Raw genomic sequence first — 17,109 nt, 5'->3', positions numbered from 1 at the left:
TTAGGAGCAGATTTTTTCCAAGGGTACTATTTGAAAAGACCATCGTAAAGGGTAAAGTATTGGGGAACAGCCTATAATTCGAACCATCAATGACCATATTATCCCGACAAACGGGATTTATCATTTTCCTTTCCTGACATAAATAAGAGTTGAACTCATAGAAATTATGAAGGATTATCCGCAGAATCAAGAAATGCATTCGCAGAAATGCTTCACATTTCACGCTCATCATTTCTTGCATTCCAATAGAATTATACAGATATTAAAAAAGAGCCAGAGGCAAATAAATTTGCCCTGACTCTCTTTTGAATATCTGTAATTCTGCAGATAATCCTTATCTCTTTGAAAACTGTGGTGCGCGACGAGCAGCCTTTAAGCCGTACTTCTTACGCTCCTTCATACGTGGATCTCTTGTAAGGAATCCAGCTGCCTTAAGTGTAGGTCTGTACTCAGCATCTACCTCAAGGAGTGCACGTGAGATACCGTGTCTGATAGCACCAGCCTGGCCAGTGTATCCGCCACCCTTAACGTTAACGATAACGTCAAACTTCTCTACAGTACCTGTAGCTACAAGTGGCTGACGAACTACTACCTTTAATGTCTCAAGACCAAGGTACTCGTCGATATCTCTCTTATTTATTGTAATCTTGCCTGTGCCAGGTACGAGATATACTCTAGCTACAGAAGACTTTCTTCTACCAGTTCCATAATACTTTGTTGTATTAGCCATGATCTACCTCCTATTAAAATGTAAGCACTTCTGGCTTCTGAGCCTGCTGCTTATGATCTGGTCCAGCGTAAACGAAAAGCTTTGTGTACATCTGACGACCAAGTGGTCCCTTTGGAAGCATGCCCTTTACAGCGTGCTCGATAACTCTGTCAGGGTGTGTGTTGAGCATCTCACGAAGAGTTGTCTCCTTCATACCACCAACATAGTCTGAGTGATGATAATAGATCTTCTGATCAAGCTTCTTACCTGTAACCTTAATCTTCTCTGCGTTTACTACGATAACATAGTCACCACAATCAGCGTGTGGAGTGAAGACTGGCTTATTTTTACCTCTTAAAACCTTTGCAACTTCTGCACAAAGACGACCAAGTGTCTGTCCTTCTGCGTCAACTACATACCATTTTCTCTCAAGCTGAGATGGGTTTGGCATATAAGTATTCATTGAGAATTCCTCCTTAAATAAATCTAAAAAAGCTCCCAAGCCGGTGATGTCCGGGCACCTGCAAGGAATGTTATAGTAAAACCTGTCTCCGGGCTAATGGACACAAGTCTCCTTACTACATCAACCATGACATTGTACAATAGGATTATACTTTCGTCAACCATAAAATTGGTCATTGCTCAATAAAGCAAAGGGTTATTCTACTTCTTGTGTTTTTTCCATGTTTTTGTACGGTCTTCTGAATGAAAATGAATTATTTCCAATATTAAGTAATGTATCTTCGTAACGGCTTGTATCATCATATGTAATGCTACCAACTACTTCTCCATATACATATCCACTGTTTAAATAATCCGCACCAAAAGCACTTGATATAAATCTAGCTATCCTAATATTTGATATATCATCACCGTGAATGACACACAGTTCGTCTGGCATTATCATATTGTAATTATTCATCTCTTCATAAGGCAATTGAAGGTAGTCAGCAGTATTTAATACATAATCCGATTCACCAAACTGTCTATTTGTGCCCATTATATCTTCTTTTGAAATATTATCAAGGTAGTCTAAATACTGTTGTTCATATTCCTCATTTGTAAACTTAAAGCCAAATATCTCACCATTTATTTCTATAAAATAATCTGCGTCTTCATCATATGAATAATCCGAGCCATAGCTAAATTGAATCTTTTCATCTGATGAGTGGTCCTCATCTTTTGAATAATGAGTACATACAGAGGCATTGCCATTTTCATCTTCTAGAACTTTAGTTGGCGAAAACTCTAAATGATAATATTTTGAAAATAATAAAGTACTATCATCATTAAAATCAGTTGGTGACCATGTACTAGGAAGATCCGTTTTGGTAAGGAAATAGTCTAAAAGTGTTCCTTCTGAAGTTAGACTTATTTCTAGCAGAGGACCAGCAACCTTAAGTTCATAGCAAGACGTTTCATATCCTTCTACTTTTTCTAATTGTTTTCCAACTGCCACCATTTTGGTCGTTATATTAGGTTCTGCAACCTTTATAAATTCACAGAGCTTCAAAGCTACACCTAATTGTACACCACCAGAAATACTAAATTCATCTACACTGATATCTTTTAATCTGCCCTCATCAATATTACAAACTACAGAATTATCATTGCTTCTAACAGATCCACCTATAGTGTCATTTTTTGTAGATATGGAAACTGGATTTTCCGCACCTATTTCAATTGTAATTCCCATATCAGCGTCAACAATAAGTGTTGTATTTATTTCTGCCGACAAAACGCCTAACCCAACAGGAATTGAAGGCAAAGGGAGTTCTGCACCAACAGATATTCCATCTAAAACTACATTTGGATCAAAGCTTATATCAAAATATGCCTCTTCATCATCCTCAACATAAGCATATATCTGCACATCGCTTAATGTGATTTTAAAATTACTAGACAGACTAGCCTCGAAATCCTCCTCACTTGAATCCTCCTCACTTGAATTCTCCTCATTTGAATCCTCCTCATTTGAATCCTCTTCATCATCCTCCTGCAAATCATCATCTTCAAAGATATCATCAACTTCCTGGGTATCATCATCTGATAGAAAATCATGATTCTCAATTATAAATGATGTAATCTCCAAACCATCAGTCCCACACTCGCCTGAAATTATCATATCAGTTGATATTTTTCTGGTATTATCACCGGAGGTGGTATCACATACAGTAAATGCAGATGCAACATCTCCACTATTAGTGTTTGTGATTTTAGACCAATCTACATAACCAGCAATTGTATAGTTATCAATTAAGTCTTCCTGGGTCTCTACTGGAACAGTTAGAATATCATACTTACCATCGTCCGTAGATTGAACGGCGATTATCTGCCCACCATGCATGATGCCATATTCATCTAAATAAACAATCTTATCATCTACCTGTGGCTCATAATCTCCTGTTGTAGCAATGACCTCATCCTGAACTGGATTTTCTGCTTCATCATTTTCCACATGATTATAGTAATCTACCGACCATCCCTGACCATCTACAACACCGCCAGCTAAGTTTACCTCATTTTTTTCAATGTGATAATCCTCTTGCATAAGAGTTTTTAGATTTTCTATAAGCTCTTCGGCCTGTTCCTGCCCAATATAAGAATCAAGGTATTCTTTTGCAAGCAATCCCCTTTCAACAGCAATGGCAGTTAAATTCTTATCATTCTTCTCTTTGCCATCTAAATAATATTCAGTACAGGCTCCGCCAAGCTTACTAAAGCCTGTCGTTATTGCATATGTACCATTAATCTTGTCATCGCTATACTCTGTATAATCAGTGAATTCAAAAGCTGTATTTAAAAGCTCCATCCACTGAGCCTCTGATAAAGCATCCTCCTCTGAAACAGGCACAAACTCTATTTCTTCAATTTCGACTTTTTCCGCCTCCTGCTCAGCTGCCTTCTCACTCGAATTCTTTTTGTTCTTGTAAAACTTGTAGCCAAAGAATCCACCCACGCCAAGGCAGATTACAAGAACTATAGCTATTATTGCTTTAAAAAACTTTTTCATCTATCTTCTCTCCTAACCAAAGAAAGATACTATCAAAAAAACTGCACAAATCCATTATGCCATGTAATTTGTGCAGTCAATATTATCATTAATTTAATCCAACCAAACTGTTATTTTCTTGCTACCAGATTGCTTTATTTTCACACCCGTAAGTGATTCAAACTTTTTAATATTGTCTTCAGATATTTCCCAATGATACTCTATTTCATCTCCATTGCTCAATCCTACTGACTTATCGTAAGTTCCATCACATACCTCAGCAAATATATCAGTAGCAACTACTTGAACTTCTTCATTATATTGCAATTGGGGATCATTAGTTATCGCTCCTAACATAAGATAAAAGCCATCTTCCAACACGGTCGTCGAAATAATCGTCCCATCTTCTGAGTAATCGCATTTTATATAGTCATTCATGTCTAGCTTTTCTTTACCACAGCCTGTAACTGCAATCATCACTCCCATTGCTAAAGCTAATAATAATCCTAATTTCTTTTTCATAGTTCACCTCTCATAAAAAAATCCTTGATGAATTAACACCAAAATGATTTAAACTATCACGTGCTTATTATAAATCCTATCCGTAAAAACCATTTCAATTCTTCTATCTTGATTTATATTAATCTTTTACCCATATTATTCTTATCCTCGCATCCTAGCCCCTGAAAATGTTTTATAGAATTCCTCACCACAGTATTTACAAATATATTTTTTTTGATAATTTCTTTGGGTATATTTAACCTGCTCAGTATGACTTTCAGGTGTCTCAACCTTGAAAGTACCCAATCCTGTTTCAACCTTAGAAGTCTTAACAGAATGGGATGTTTCATTAACAAAAAATTCATCTGCCTCAAGCTCATCAATACCATTACCTTTAATAGCAAAGAACTTTTTGCAACTTGGGCAACGCCATGGTTTTAATAACTTAAAATACGCATAAATACTTGTTCCGAGAAGCATCAATAATCCAAGTAGTAACACCAATAAACTTTCCTTTGGCCCCATCGAACCATCAATCAAACCACCTATTCCTAGTAAAATGACTGGTAAAGGAAAGCATAATAGCATAATAATTGCAAACACATCAATCGTTTTATTCCATTATGCGCTTAAATAATACTTAATCTTATCCACTTTGTTTAGTACCTCCATATATCATTTTCCAACTTACTCTTCACACACTTAGAGTTCTTTAAATTTGCAAAAAACATTATATATATAATGTCAAGCTGGATTTTTATAACGTTTCGAGTATTTTTAGACATAAAAATACCCTTGATGAATTGTCCAGTAAAGAGGGTACATATCACTTGGTATCGGGCCCGTCTTTTCAGTTTTGTTATTAGTGCTGAATATCGCTGTAAAAATCAGTTACAGGAACATCCTCGAATATTTGAGAATCAACAACGTTAGAAATGGTAATAGCACCTGTTCCAGAAGAAATTTCAAACACATTGACACCTGATAAATTGTCGTTATCATACGAAATACTTGAACTACCATCCGTGGTGTTAATGTCATAATATAAATTTGGACACTGAACACAAACAAAGTGTTGCTCTGGGTCAGTGCCATCGCCACCATAGATAACACCTGTGTTTACTGTAAATGTGGCACCATTAGCGACAAGATAGTTATAAATATCAGACGCTGTATTAAGTCCGCGTGACTGCATCCAAGCACAGATATACTGAGCGTTAATACCATTCGCTATAAATGTGTCTGTATGCCATACACCATTAGTGCTAAGTCTTGCGCCGTCATCAAAGAAATTGTAGCCCAATTCTGGCTCAGTCATATCTAAACCATAAATACCCTCTGAATTAATATTGCCGGTATTAAGACCTGTTGAACCATCAGCATATAAATAAAAACCCCAGCATAAATAACCAATATCTGTAACTGTACCATCGTCGTGAACAATTTCACTCTGCTGCCAATACATAGGTGATGTTGTTACAGCTGGGTTTGCTGCATAAGCTAAAGTGATTGCTTCTTGTGAATTATATGACTTTCCGCCAATAACTAAACCGTTAGACTTAATAGCTGTTGCTACAAAATCATTTATTATAGCATTGCTGCTATAAGTTGTAGTTGCGGCCTTTGCTTCAGATGTGATTGATGTACCTGTCACAACAATTGCACATACTAGAGCGAGTGTTAATACTTTTGATAAAAACTTTTTCATATAATTGTTACCTACCTTTCGTATAGATAAATTATATAATGTATATATATTTAGTCAAGTGGCGTTTTTGTAACTATTTATAAATATTCTGTGGCATAAAAAAACCCTTAGTTCGGAGAGCCAAGGGTTTTATAGGTTGTATTTACTACTGCACTATACATATTTAGCTTCTAAAAATAATCCATTACAGACTGTGCCATATCTATTACATAAATCAACTTACGGTACGGTACACGTCCAACCTTACGATAACTTCTGCTTTCAACATCGATTTGTCTTACTGCATCACTAGCAACATACATAGCCACATCATCAACGCTAATTTCAACTTCGAAAGTTGAACCTGTTTTTTTATTTGTCATAGGACAGACCACAGCCATACCAGACTCATTATATGAGCCTTTACTAATAACCAAAGCCATATGACCTATTCCTTCAATTTTAATAATATCTCCCTGTTCTACCATAATTCTCTACCTACCGGTTTTCCCCAATCAAATTCAGCTGTTGGTTGAAGAGGCTTACCCGAAAGTTCTATATACTCCTCTAATGTCCTATGTCTAAATCTAAAACCAGACGCCAACAATTCCCTAATTTGCTCATCACTAAGTTTTTCAATTACATCCATATCTAATAATTTTCCCTCACTTAAACCCGTAGCATATTTTCCAAGACGCTTAGCTCTTTCCCTTTTCATAACCTCTACATCCTCATAAAATACCCAAGGCTCCACATTAAAATATTCCCCAAGTCTTTCTAGAACATGATATCCAGGTGCAGTCTTTCCGTTAACCCAATCGCAAAAAGTAGTATACTTGAAATCAAGGTCTTCACATACTTTTTTTCTAGATTTATCTTCAACCTCAAGTAAGTAACATATATTGATTGATATTTTTTTCTTTTTATTCTCGTCTACAGTTTTCATTTCCGTATCTCCTCGTATAAATAATACGGTTATCTCGTATTGTTGTCAAGAAAAATACCCATGGCTCTTTGAGAGCCAAGGGCTAGTATTATTCTTCATATTCAATTCCAATCATGGTAAGTCCATGGGCTGGTGCGGTAGGGCCTGCAAGCTCGCGGTTGCGACCACGGAAAATCTCTAACATATACATAGGCTCCATCTCACCAGCGCCTACCTTGATAAGTGTACCTGCAATAATACGGACCATGTTGTAGAGGAAGCCATCTCCAGTAAGACGGATGTGGATTACATCGTCTTCCTTGTAAACCTTTGCCGTATATATTGTACGAACGCGGGATTTAACCTGTGCTTTTACCGATGAAAATGAAGTAAAGTCATGCTGACCAATTAAATAAGCAGCTGCCTCATTCATTTTCTCCACGTCCAAATCATAATAATAGTGGAATGTGTCCTTACGCTTTGTAGGGTCTGGCATCTTGCGGTTTAATATCTTGTATTCGTAGGTTTTGCGGCAAGGTGTATATCTAGGATGGAAATCATCCTCAACCTGGCAAGAATACTGAACCACAATGTCATCTGGTAATCTCTGATTCAAAGCAAAGCTGATTTTATCAGCTGGCATTCTAGAATTAGTATCAAAAACCGCAACATTTCCTAAAGAATGTACGCCAGCATCTGTACGGCTAGCTCCCATAATAGAAATAGGCTCTTGCAATAAATCTGTAAGAGCCTCATTAAGCTTTTGTTCGATTGTTACTCCGTTAGGCTGGATTTGCCAGCCACTATATCCGCTGCCATCATAGGCAACTACTATCATTACTCGCATATTATAAAAGTCCCTTTGCTACAAAAAATACAATTATGTATGTGAACACGCAAATATAAGCTCTTTGATCCAAAGAGGAATACTTCAGTGGTCTCATTTTTGTGCGTCCCTCACCACCATTATAACATCTTGCTTCCATTGCAAAAGATAAATCGTTAGCGCGACGGAATGCAGATACAAACAAAGGCACCAAAAGTGGAACCATATTCTTTGCCTTTTTAATAAGTCCACCGGTTTCGAAATCAGCACCTCTTGCCATCTGAGCCTTCATAATTTTATCAGTCTCTTCAATAAGGATAGGGATAAATCTGAGGGCAATAGACATCATCATAGATATTTCATGTACTGGTGCTCCAACCTTTTTCAAAAAGCCCAATGACTTTTCTAGACCATCTGTAAGCTGATTAGGTGTAGTTGTTAAAGTCATTATTGAAGTGCCAATAATTAATAACACCATTCTGCTAGTCATTAATACAGCATTTTTGAGACCAACATCAGATATTGTAAAAATCCAAAATGAAGCCAATGTCTTTCCTGGTGTCAAAAATAAATTGAAAAGTCCAGCTATTATAAGCAGTACGATAATTGAACGCAATCCCTTAATCATAAATGAAAATGGAACATGACTCATTTTTATAATTCCAAACAATGTAAGCAAAACAACTGCAAATAAAACCACATTGTTTGCAGCAAATAAAGTTATTATAAATACCAACGTAGAAAAAAGCTTTACTCGTGGATCCAATGAGTGAAGCACTGACTTTGCTGGATAATATTGTCCTAAAGTTATTTCACGTAACATAGAATTTCTTCCCTCGCCTCATCAACTGTAGTAGCATCTGTAGAAACATCAAGACCTGCATCCTTCAAATCGTTCATAACGTAAGTAACCTGTGGTGCAGCAAGTCCCATTTTCTCCAACTCTTTATAATGAGCGAAGACTTCCTTAGGTGTACCATCAAATGCTGGTTTTCCTGCATCCATTACGATGATTCTATCAACATAATTTGCCACATCTTCCATTGAATGTGATACCAAAATTACAGTATCTCCACGTTTCTTATGCATATCTGCAATGAGCCCTAAAATATCATCACGGCCCTTTGGATCAAGGCCAGCTGTTGGCTCATCAAGAATAAGAACAGCTGGTTTCATTGCAATAACACCTGCAATAGCAGCTCTTCTCTTTTGTCCACCAGAAAGCTCAAATGGCGAAGCGAGGTAGAATTCCTCAGGAAGTCCAACTAATCCTAAAGCTTCGTATGCTCTCTTTATCTGCTCCTTCTCATCCAAACCTTGATTCTTTGGTCCAAACTGAACATCCTTGAAAACAGTTGTTTCAAAAAGCTGATGTTCTGGATATTGGAATACCATACCTACCTGAGTACGCAACTCCTTAATATCAAAATCCTTGTCATATATATCCTGACCGCGGTAATAAATTGTTCCGTCAGTAGCCTTAATCAAACCATTAAGGTGCTGGACCAGTGTAGACTTACCACTACCTGTATGACCAATAATACCAATAAATTCGCCTTCTCTGATGTTAAGGCATACATCATCAAGGGCCTTTATCTCATACGCAGTATTAGGACTATATTTATAAGAAACATGGTCAAGGATAAGCACATTATCCTTTTTCTCTGTTTGTTGCTGTGGCTCAAAAGCTTTATCCCATGGTTTACGTTGTTCCATTGCTTTTGATGCATTGTACTGCAAAATTGCATCTACTAATTCTTTTCTTGTGAGAACACACTCTGGAAGTGGAAGGCCAGCCTTGCGAAGCTCATATGCAAGCAAAGTTACCTGTGGTACATCAAGACTATGAGCCTTTAATAGCTCAACATCTTTGAATATTTCACGAGGTTTTCCCTCCATGAAAACCTTTCCTTTTTCCATTACAAATACATAATCAGAGTCTACTACCTCTTCCATGTAATGTGTGATTAATATTACAGTAATGCCTTTTTCTTTATTTAGGGTATGAACAGCCTGCAAAACATCCTTTCTACCGTCTGGATCCAGCATTGCTGTTGGCTCATCTAAGATAATACACTTTGGCTCCATTGCCATTACACCAGCAATAGCAACCCTCTGTTTTTGACCACCAGAGAGCTTATTTGGAGAATGGCTCTTATATTTATACATTCCTACCATTTTGAGAGATTTTTCAACTCTCTTAACAATATCCTCTGTAGGAACTCCAATATTCTCAGGTCCAAAAGCAACATCCTCGTCTACTACAGAAGCTATTATTTGGTTGTCTGGATTTTGGAAAACCATACCGGCAGTCTGACGGACTGCAAATGTAAACTCATCATCAGAGGTATTCATTCCATCAACAAAAAGAGTTCCCTCTGATGGAGTTAGAAGTGCATTGATATGCTTTGCGAAAGTAGATTTACCAGAGCCATTATGTCCTAAAATAGAAATAAACTGACCTGGCTCCACATTAAGATTGACATGATCAAGAGCAACTTGAATCGCTTCAACATTGCCCTCTTCATCACGTCTAATATATTCATGTACTAATTCTTTTGCTCGAATAATTGACATTGGTACCCACTATTCCTTCCAGTTGAGTCTATGTAAATTACCCTCGGTTTCTAATCCGAGGAAGTCATTTTGTCTCAGGGCCTCATATAATACAATTGCCACTGAGTTTGATAAATTAAGTGATCTAATATCATGTCCCATAGGAATACGAACACAATTCTCCTCATTGTCTACAAGGATTTCCTCAGGAATGCCTGCACTCTCCTTGCCGAACATTATGTAGCAGTCTGGCTCATAATTCACCTGGGTGTGTGCCTTTTTGGCCTTTGTAGTAGCCATGTAGACCTTTGCATCGGGATTCTTTGCTTTAAAGTCGTCCCAATCATCATATCTGAAGACCTCTAATTTGTCCCAGTAATCCATGCCTGCACGCTTTACAGTTTTATCTGTCAGCACAAATCCAAGTGGCTCAATCAAATGAAGTCTAGTGCCAGTTGCGCAGCATGTCCGCCCTATGTTCCCAGTATTAGCAGGAATCTCGGGCTCATGTAGTACGATATTTAACATTGTATATTTCCTTTTATAAAGTATATTCAAAATCCAGTTAACAATCTATTAGTACTCTGAAAGTGACATTTTAGTCACTGAAAGAGTATCTAATGATTGTGAACGTAGGATTTTGTCTTAGCCTTGGCTGCGTAATTCTTCGATGAATTCTTCGATGCGGTCCATTGCACGCTTAAGATTCTCCAGAGAATATGCATAAGAGATACGCACATTGCCTTCACCTGAATCTCCGAAAGCTGTACCTGGAACAACAGCAACTTCTTTCTCTCGAAGAAGTCGAGTACAGAATTCCTCTGATGACATACCAAACTCTGCAATAGATGGGAAAATGTAGAATGCACCGAATGGCTCAAAGCATTTGATTCCCATCTTTTTAAAGCGATTAATAAGATAACGACGTCTATCGTTATACTCTTCTCTCATATTTGCCACATCATCATCACAATCACGAATAGCTGTGACTGCAGCGTATTGGCTAGTAGTTGGTGCGCACATGATAGCAAACTGATGAATCTTTGTCATCTGTTTGATAATAATCTCTGGGGCACATACATAGCCAAGTCTCCATCCAGTCATAGCATGGCTCTTTGAAAAACCGTTAATATAGATTGTACGCTCTTTCATTCCTGGGAAGCTTGCAATAGAAACATGTCCCTGTCCTGTGTATGTAAGTTCTCCATAGATTTCGTCTGTGAGAACAAACAAATCGTGCTTTTTAACGATTTCAACAATAGGCTCTAAATCAGCCTTTTCCATAACAGCTCCTGTTGGATTGTTAGGGAATGGCATAATAAGTATTTTTGTTTTGTCAGTGATTGCAGCCTCAAGCTCATCTGGTTTAAGTCTGAAATCATTCTCTTCCTTAAGAGCAATAGGTACTGGTGTACCGCCAGCCAAAATAGCACATGGCTCATAGGAAACATATGAAGGCTGAGGAATAAGTACCTCATCCCCTGGATCTAGCATTGCACGAAGGGCTACATCAATACCCTCTGATCCACCAACAGTCATAAGCATTTCTGTAAGAGGATTGTACTCTAAATCATAATGTCTCCTTAAGAAATTTGCGATTTCTATTCTAAGTTCCTTTAGACCTGAGTTTGAAGTATAAAAGGTGCGGCCTCTCTCTAGCGAATAGATTGCCTCATCTCTTACCTTCCAAGGTGTATCAAAATCTGGTTCACCAACACCAAGTGAAATAGCCTCTGGCATTTCAGCTACGATGTCGAAAAATTTTCTAATGCCTGATGGCTTAATTTCTGTAATTGTTTTATTTAGAGGGTTTCTCATAGGCTCACCTTCTCCCTCTCATCAACATGCTTCTCAGCCATAATGATGCCATGATCCTTGTACTTTTTAAGTACAAAGTTTGTCTGTGTTGAAAGCACTGAATCAAGTGGAGAAAGCTTTGCTGAAACAAAATCAGCAACCTCTCTTAAAGTATGTCCCTCGATGGAAACCATAAAGTCATAGCTTCCTGAGATAAGATAAACAGCATCAACCTCTGGATAGTTGTAAATGCGCTCTGCCACCTTATCAAAACCCATTCCTCTCTGAGGAGTAACACGTACTTCAATAAGTGCAGAAACCTTCTCTACACTAGCCTTCTCCCAATTGATAAGTGTAGGATAGCCACAAATTACATGCTCATTTTCCATAGCCTCTAGCTCATTTACAATAGTTGCCTCATCTGTGCCAAGCATCATAGCAAGATCAGCTAAGTCAATTCTGCTGTTATGTTCTATGTAAGTTAAAATTTTTTCTCTCATCTTAATCACCCCTAATCCGCCTATATTCGTAGCTTCCAAGTATTATCATTCGCCACGCTTTCGCTCTTGTCGTGCTCATTGCCCTACATAAGATGCTGCTAACGCACCATCTAAGTAGGGATGGCACTTTAAGGGCTCATTGATAACACTTGTAATCTACTCATTTCGGCTCATCTAATAATTTAGTTTAAACAATTAATTCAGTTCGAATTGACCGCATATAGCGCGTCAGTTTTTGGTGGCTCAAGGAAGCGCACCTCATCGCCGCTTAAAATACGACGATCATTTGAAGAGTTGGACTTCCCGATAATGGCGGATGCTACCCCCGCGTCCGCAAGTTTTCTAACTAAACCATTGCCATCCTCTGTTGCGATTAACATGGACCCTGAAGAAATTAACTCATAAGGATTGATTCCAAAATATTCGCAAACCTCTATAGTCTCCTGTTTTACAGGTATAGATTTCAAATCAACATCTAGGCCTACTCCTGATGCTTCTCCCATTTCCCAAAGAGCACCAAATATTCCGCCCTCGGTAACATCATGCATTGCTGCAACGCCATGTTCAACAGCAATCCTACTCTCAGGTAATACGCTAAGGTACTGATCAAACTTCTGTGCTGTCTCAACAAGAGATTTTGGTAGCTTTGTCAAAAGCTCATCTTGATGATCCTTTGCAATAATAGAGGTTCCCTCAAGGCCGATCCACTTTGTAAGAACAAGGTCCATTCCTGGTTTTGCTCCACCAGTAGATACCATCTGCCCCTTTTTCACCTTACCAACTGCTGTAACAGAAATAAGTGGCTGGTTGACTGCCTCAGTAACCTCTGTGTGGCCGCCAATTACTTGAACGTTGTAGCGTCTACATGCTGCATCCACCTGTTCCATTATTCCTTTGAGCTTTGCCTCCCTCATTCGTGGTGTCAAAAGAACTGTTAGCAAAATACCAATTGGCTCGGCACCTGCAGATGCCAAATCATTTACAGATATAGTAACTGCAAGCTCACCAATATCAGAAGCAGTACCTGTGATAGGATCTGTAGATAAAACCATCTCCTCATCAGGTGCCAACTGAACTGTTGCGCAGTCTTCACCTATGCTTGGTCCGCTTCCAACCTCTGGTCGTTTAACATGTAATTGTTTGATAACTGAACGTTTTAATACGCTCTCAGGTAATTTTCCGATTTCCATATTATGTCCTAAATATCTGAGTTGTCTGTAACCACTCCCTCGGTTCCGTCTGTAGTAACCTCCGGTGCTGTCTCAGTAGTGGTTTCAGTTGTAGTGTCTGTGGTAGTTGTCGTATCTGTAGTTGTGTCAGTAGTAGTCTCAGTTGTAGTAGGATTTGTAACTGAATACTTAGGTGTAATAATGTATGGTGTACTATTTGCAACTCCAGGAGCATATGTAGCTACTGCATTTGCGATAGTATTAACATCCTGTGTGGCTACTGCCTGGAGCATAGCTGCAGACAAGTTTGGATCCTCTGAAGCTATTCCTACAGTAACAGTACGATTTGATGGATTGTATTTACTATTGTTGTATACGGTACGGCTTACTTCTTCACCATTCTCGTAAACAATCTTCCATAATTTTGCAGTGTATCCAGTATGACCACTTACAGTTGTTGTAAGCTTACCAAGTGGTACATTAGGGTCTGCAACCCATGTTGTATTCTGAACTGTAACTGCAGTTATCTCTGACTCATATTCTACCGAATGGCCTGCATCATCCTCTTCCTTACCATATATATTGAAGTAGGCATTGCTGCCATCGCAATATCCTTCTATATAAATTGGATAATTCTTGTTGTTTCTAATCTGGAAGTCTTTGCCGCCAGATTCTGAAATCGCAGCATCCTGTGATGGTGGAACATATGAGACAATCATAGAATGGCTAGAACGTGTAACAACTTCAAGCTCTGCCTCTCTAACTGCTCCATAGAATGTTGTCGAAACCTGGCAAATACCGCCACCGTAAGTCTCAACTGTAGTACCATTCTCATATGAACCTGCCAACTGATATCCATTCTCAGCAGTAAATGGTGTAATTGTATTTAAAACTGAGAACTCATCACCTGGATAAAGAATAGTTCCATTAATAAATCCAACACCATTAGCTACGTTATTTTTACGAGCTGCAGACGATGAACTATAGTCTGTGCTGAAAGAACCTAATAAATCAGTAATCTCTGCCAATTCTTCCTTGCTTCCACGTGGTTCCTTAACCTCTGTGATAAGATCAACAGATGCATCATTTCCATCCCACTCATTTTCAATATAATTCTCGAGAAGGTCTGCAGATTTTTCAATTTGAACAACTACACCTGAAGTACCCTCATGGAATACAAACTCACCATTTTCCCTAGTAAGGTAGTCATCGCTAGCTTCATCATTAACCTGAGCTGATGCTGTATTCAAATATGCCTCAAGTCCTGTTCTATTAACGCCAATTGATAAAGCAAAATCCTTTGTGCGTCCTTCTTCGATATCCTTTACAGCCTTGAATCTCTCGGCATAATTTCCATATGTGCCATATGTGGCAGCCTTAACAGCTACATCTGAATTTTTAGCTCCTATGCATAAATCCTTGCCAGTGGCTGTAAAACTCTGGTCATTAGCATTAAGAGTAAATAAAACATCGTCATATTTAGAGAAATATTCTGCTATTAATTCATTTGCCTCAGTAACAGTTTTGCCTGATACATCTATGCCTCCAATGGTAATACCAGCTGGAATCTCTCTATCGTCTACGACTACTTCTTCTGCTCCTGCCTCGGCCTCTTCATCAGAAATCTCCTGGTCTGAAATTTCCTCTGTGGCATAAACTGTAATAGGCCCCTCCCAAGCTACGAGGTAATTACACATTAACATTGATATAAGCAATAGTATTTTTGATTTTTTCATAACAACCTCTAATAAAATATATTATAATTATAATATAGCTGCAGCAATTGTAGTGAAGAGCATACATACAACAACCACTACTAATACTGCTCCTGCAATAATTTGATGTTTTTTATTTCTTCTCATAATTATCAACCTCACTATTATAATACAAAGGAGAACCAATGGGCTTCCCAATTTTACCTTTTTTTCTAATCTTTTTAGTTGTAATAACTGTTAGATTGAAAGCCTTGGATGCTAACCAAAAGAAACAAGAAGAAGACTTTTGGGCAAAAGAACGTCAAGCTAACATTACACCTGCAAAAGATATATCAAATCTAAGATATATTACCATTCCAATGGAAAAATTTCCATTAAATTTTAGTGATGACAAAAAAGTATTAGAAATCGAAAATGAACTAAAAGAATTGTCTACTCACAAGCTTTTAAATCTAATAGGAAAAAGTAACACCGACTTAAAATTAGAATACGGTGTACCAAACTTTGAACTAATGAGCCAAATTGGCGATGATTTTGACAGAGTTTGTGTATTGTTAAATAGCTACGCAAAAGAGCTATATGCTGTTGGCAGAATTGATGATGTTATTACAGTCCTAGAGTTTGCCGTTGGCGTAGGCACAGATATCAGCGAATCCTACACGCTTTTAGCTTCCTGCTATGAAGAGTATGGAATGGAGCAAAAAATAGTTTTCCTGCGTCAGAACGTTCAAAAAAGTAACCTATTATTAAAAAATGCCATTCTTTCTAAAATTGAATCTAAAACCAAGATTTCCACCGGAGATCAGGTTGTCGACATGAAACTCTAGGTTTTTGTTTTTCATCAGAAAAACAAGAACCGGACGAAGTCATAAATCCCAGGCTTACTGCTCTGGGATTTTCTTATAATAATTATTCTATTATATAGATTTCATCTTCTGTCACATTACATTTTAAGTACAACACCTCTACCCCAGCCTCAATAGCTTCATTTAATGCTACCCCAAACTCAGGGTGTATTTTAACATTTGGACGAACCTGAGATACTCCATTTACCTGAATTACAAAAGCTATCCTCGCCTTGTATCCCTGTTTTACGGCTCCTGTCAACTCACGTAAATGCTTCACGCCTCGTTCTGTAGGAGCATCCGGAAAATAGCCTATACCATCTTCTATGAGGGTGCAGCCTTTGACTTCCATTAAATATCTGTCGTCACCTTTTTCCATATAAAAATCAATTCTAGAATTTCCGTATTTATATTCAGGAACGACCTTCGAATAATCCTTAGTTTGAAGCCATTCTTTCACAACTGCATTTGGCGCCTGTGAATCAATATTAATAATTCCTATCTCAGTATCTACGGCCACCAAATCATATAATGTCTTTCTATTTGGATTATCCGTTTTTTCCAAATAAACCGTAGCATCTGGCAATAATAGCTCTTTGCATCTTCCTGTGTTTTTAACATGGACAGTCTCCTCCCGTCCATCTACCATAACCTTTGCTATAAACCTATTTGGCCTCGATATAAATTTTGCTTGTTCAATCCTCTTATATTTCATACCACGATTATACTATATTCTCTCTATTTAAAAATACGGGAAGACGCAGTCATTTATGATTTGTCTGCGACAAATGGGACTGCGTAGAAATAATATAAAAGGGGCTGTTAAAAAACTCCCCTAAAAAGGTAAGGAGTGAAATCTTCGGATTTCACTCCTCTTTTATAAAAAA

General features: G+C 37.9%; 18 protein-coding genes. 1 reads left to right on the top strand and 17 read right to left on the bottom strand.

All coding sequences use genetic code 11. The features are described 5' to 3' along the window. Window positions 1-334: 334 nt before the first annotated feature. The 16 genes from rpsI to E7276_RS14025 form a co-directional block, all read right to left on the bottom strand. Window positions 335-730, bottom strand: a complete 396-nt coding sequence (rpsI, locus tag E7276_RS14100; protein ID WP_090300514.1) for a 30S ribosomal protein S9 — start codon at window positions 728-730, stop codon at window positions 335-337. 13 nt (window positions 731-743) lie between these two features. After that, window positions 744-1,172 carry a 50S ribosomal protein L13 gene (gene rplM, locus E7276_RS14095; RefSeq protein WP_015550823.1) on the bottom strand — a complete coding sequence of 143 codons (429 nt, stop codon included), beginning with the start codon at window positions 1,170-1,172 and terminating at the stop codon, window positions 744-746. A gap of 195 nt (window positions 1,173-1,367) precedes the next feature. After that, window positions 1,368-3,722 (bottom strand): hypothetical protein, encoded by a 2,355-nt coding sequence (locus E7276_RS14090; protein WP_294218963.1) that lies wholly within the window; start codon window positions 3,720-3,722, stop codon window positions 1,368-1,370. A 93-nt stretch (window positions 3,723-3,815) separates the two neighbouring features. Beyond that, on the bottom strand, window positions 3,816-4,223 hold the full coding sequence (locus E7276_RS14085) for a hypothetical protein (RefSeq protein ID WP_294218960.1): 408 nt from the start codon (window positions 4,221-4,223) through the stop codon (window positions 3,816-3,818). A gap of 141 nt (window positions 4,224-4,364) precedes the next feature. Next, on the bottom strand, window positions 4,365-4,805 hold the full coding sequence (locus E7276_RS14080; RefSeq protein ID WP_294218958.1) for a hypothetical protein: 441 nt from the start codon (window positions 4,803-4,805) through the stop codon (window positions 4,365-4,367). Window positions 4,806-5,064: 259 nt separating this feature from the next. Further along, window positions 5,065-5,910 carry a hypothetical protein gene (locus tag E7276_RS14075; protein WP_294218955.1) on the bottom strand — a complete coding sequence of 282 codons (846 nt, stop codon included), beginning with the start codon at window positions 5,908-5,910 and terminating at the stop codon, window positions 5,065-5,067. 170 nt (window positions 5,911-6,080) lie between these two features. Further along, entirely contained in the window at window positions 6,081-6,377 is a 297-nt protein-coding gene (locus E7276_RS14070) for a type II toxin-antitoxin system PemK/MazF family toxin (RefSeq protein WP_294218953.1), read from the bottom strand. After that, window positions 6,371-6,835, bottom strand: a complete 465-nt coding sequence (locus E7276_RS14065) for a hypothetical protein (protein ID WP_294218949.1) — start codon at window positions 6,833-6,835, stop codon at window positions 6,371-6,373. Before E7276_RS14065 ends, E7276_RS14070 begins: the two co-directional genes overlap by 7 nt. Before the next feature lie 88 nt (window positions 6,836-6,923). Then, the gene (gene truA / locus E7276_RS14060) at window positions 6,924-7,661 is read right to left on the bottom strand and encodes a tRNA pseudouridine(38-40) synthase TruA (protein WP_294218946.1); all 738 of its coding nucleotides are present in this window, start codon (window positions 7,659-7,661) and stop codon (window positions 6,924-6,926) included. 1 nt (window position 7,662) lies between these two features. Further along, window positions 7,663-8,463: an energy-coupling factor transporter transmembrane component T family protein gene (locus E7276_RS14055; RefSeq protein WP_294218942.1), complete on the bottom strand. Its 801-nt coding sequence runs from the start codon at window positions 8,461-8,463 to the stop codon at window positions 7,663-7,665. Continuing rightward, on the bottom strand, window positions 8,448-10,217 hold the full coding sequence (locus E7276_RS14050) for an energy-coupling factor transporter ATPase (protein WP_294218939.1): 1,770 nt from the start codon (window positions 10,215-10,217) through the stop codon (window positions 8,448-8,450). The genes E7276_RS14055 and E7276_RS14050 overlap by 16 nt, the downstream gene beginning before the upstream one ends. Before the next feature lie 9 nt (window positions 10,218-10,226). Next, window positions 10,227-10,724, bottom strand: a complete 498-nt coding sequence (gene trmL, locus E7276_RS14045) for a tRNA (uridine(34)/cytosine(34)/5-carboxymethylaminomethyluridine(34)-2'-O)-methyltransferase TrmL (protein WP_294218936.1) — start codon at window positions 10,722-10,724, stop codon at window positions 10,227-10,229. Window positions 10,725-10,841: 117 nt separating this feature from the next. Continuing rightward, window positions 10,842-12,014, bottom strand: a complete 1,173-nt coding sequence (locus E7276_RS14040) for a pyridoxal phosphate-dependent aminotransferase (protein ID WP_294218933.1) — start codon at window positions 12,012-12,014, stop codon at window positions 10,842-10,844. Next, window positions 12,011-12,493, bottom strand: coding sequence for an Lrp/AsnC family transcriptional regulator (locus E7276_RS14035; protein WP_294218930.1), 483 nt, complete (start codon window positions 12,491-12,493; stop codon window positions 12,011-12,013). The genes E7276_RS14040 and E7276_RS14035 overlap by 4 nt, the downstream gene beginning before the upstream one ends. A gap of 200 nt (window positions 12,494-12,693) precedes the next feature. Further along, window positions 12,694-13,683 (bottom strand): AIR synthase family protein, encoded by a 990-nt coding sequence (locus E7276_RS14030; RefSeq protein WP_294218928.1) that lies wholly within the window; start codon window positions 13,681-13,683, stop codon window positions 12,694-12,696. An 8-nt stretch (window positions 13,684-13,691) separates the two neighbouring features. After that, window positions 13,692-15,398, bottom strand: a complete 1,707-nt coding sequence (locus E7276_RS14025) for a VanW family protein (RefSeq protein WP_294218925.1) — start codon at window positions 15,396-15,398, stop codon at window positions 13,692-13,694. A 164-nt stretch (window positions 15,399-15,562) separates the two neighbouring features. On the opposite strand from E7276_RS14025, the gene E7276_RS14020 reads away from it, so the two are divergent. Continuing rightward, complete coding sequence (locus tag E7276_RS14020) at window positions 15,563-16,204, top strand: hypothetical protein (RefSeq protein WP_294218922.1); 642 nt, start codon at window positions 15,563-15,565, stop codon at window positions 16,202-16,204. A gap of 82 nt (window positions 16,205-16,286) precedes the next feature. Here the strand turns inward: E7276_RS14020 and sfsA are convergent, their stop codons facing one another. Beyond that, window positions 16,287-16,937, bottom strand: a complete 651-nt coding sequence (gene sfsA / locus E7276_RS14015; RefSeq protein WP_294218919.1) for a DNA/RNA nuclease SfsA — start codon at window positions 16,935-16,937, stop codon at window positions 16,287-16,289. Window positions 16,938-17,109 lie beyond the last annotated feature (172 nt).

This window comes from Pseudobutyrivibrio sp. (assembly GCF_015057185.1).
Taxonomy (GTDB): Bacteria; Bacillota; Clostridia; order Lachnospirales; family Lachnospiraceae; genus Pseudobutyrivibrio.
The sequence above is the reverse complement of the archived record's forward strand: the minus strand, read 5'-3'. Positions and strand labels throughout refer to the sequence as shown.

Excerpts from the sequence above, each read along its gene's own strand:
- rpsI (WP_090300514.1), bottom strand. The coding sequence starts at position 730 with ATGGCTAATACAACAAAGTATTATGGAACTGGTAGAAGAAAGTCTTCT.
- rplM (WP_015550823.1), bottom strand. The coding sequence starts at position 1,172 with ATGAATACTTATATGCCAAACCCATCTCAGCTTGAGAGAAAATGGTAT.
- E7276_RS14090 (WP_294218963.1), bottom strand. The coding sequence starts at position 3,722 with ATGAAAAAGTTTTTTAAAGCAATAATAGCTATAGTTCTTGTAATCTGC.
- E7276_RS14085 (WP_294218960.1), bottom strand. The coding sequence starts at position 4,223 with ATGAAAAAGAAATTAGGATTATTATTAGCTTTAGCAATGGGAGTGATG.
- E7276_RS14075 (WP_294218955.1), bottom strand. The coding sequence starts at position 5,910 with ATGAAAAAGTTTTTATCAAAAGTATTAACACTCGCTCTAGTATGTGCA.
- E7276_RS14070 (WP_294218953.1), bottom strand. The coding sequence starts at position 6,377 with ATGGTAGAACAGGGAGATATTATTAAAATTGAAGGAATAGGTCATATG.
- E7276_RS14065 (WP_294218949.1), bottom strand. The coding sequence starts at position 6,835 with ATGAAAACTGTAGACGAGAATAAAAAGAAAAAAATATCAATCAATATA.
- truA (WP_294218946.1), bottom strand. The coding sequence starts at position 7,661 with ATGCGAGTAATGATAGTAGTTGCCTATGATGGCAGCGGATATAGTGGC.
- E7276_RS14055 (WP_294218942.1), bottom strand. The coding sequence starts at position 8,463 with ATGTTACGTGAAATAACTTTAGGACAATATTATCCAGCAAAGTCAGTG.
- E7276_RS14050 (WP_294218939.1), bottom strand. The coding sequence starts at position 10,217 with ATGTCAATTATTCGAGCAAAAGAATTAGTACATGAATATATTAGACGT.
- trmL (WP_294218936.1), bottom strand. The coding sequence starts at position 10,724 with ATGTTAAATATCGTACTACATGAGCCCGAGATTCCTGCTAATACTGGG.
- E7276_RS14040 (WP_294218933.1), bottom strand. The coding sequence starts at position 12,014 with ATGAGAAACCCTCTAAATAAAACAATTACAGAAATTAAGCCATCAGGC.
- E7276_RS14035 (WP_294218930.1), bottom strand. The coding sequence starts at position 12,493 with ATGAGAGAAAAAATTTTAACTTACATAGAACATAACAGCAGAATTGAC.
- E7276_RS14030 (WP_294218928.1), bottom strand. The coding sequence starts at position 13,683 with ATGGAAATCGGAAAATTACCTGAGAGCGTATTAAAACGTTCAGTTATC.
- E7276_RS14025 (WP_294218925.1), bottom strand. The coding sequence starts at position 15,398 with ATGAAAAAATCAAAAATACTATTGCTTATATCAATGTTAATGTGTAAT.
- E7276_RS14020 (WP_294218922.1), top strand. The coding sequence starts at position 15,563 with ATGGGCTTCCCAATTTTACCTTTTTTTCTAATCTTTTTAGTTGTAATA.
- sfsA (WP_294218919.1), bottom strand. The coding sequence starts at position 16,937 with ATGAAATATAAGAGGATTGAACAAGCAAAATTTATATCGAGGCCAAAT.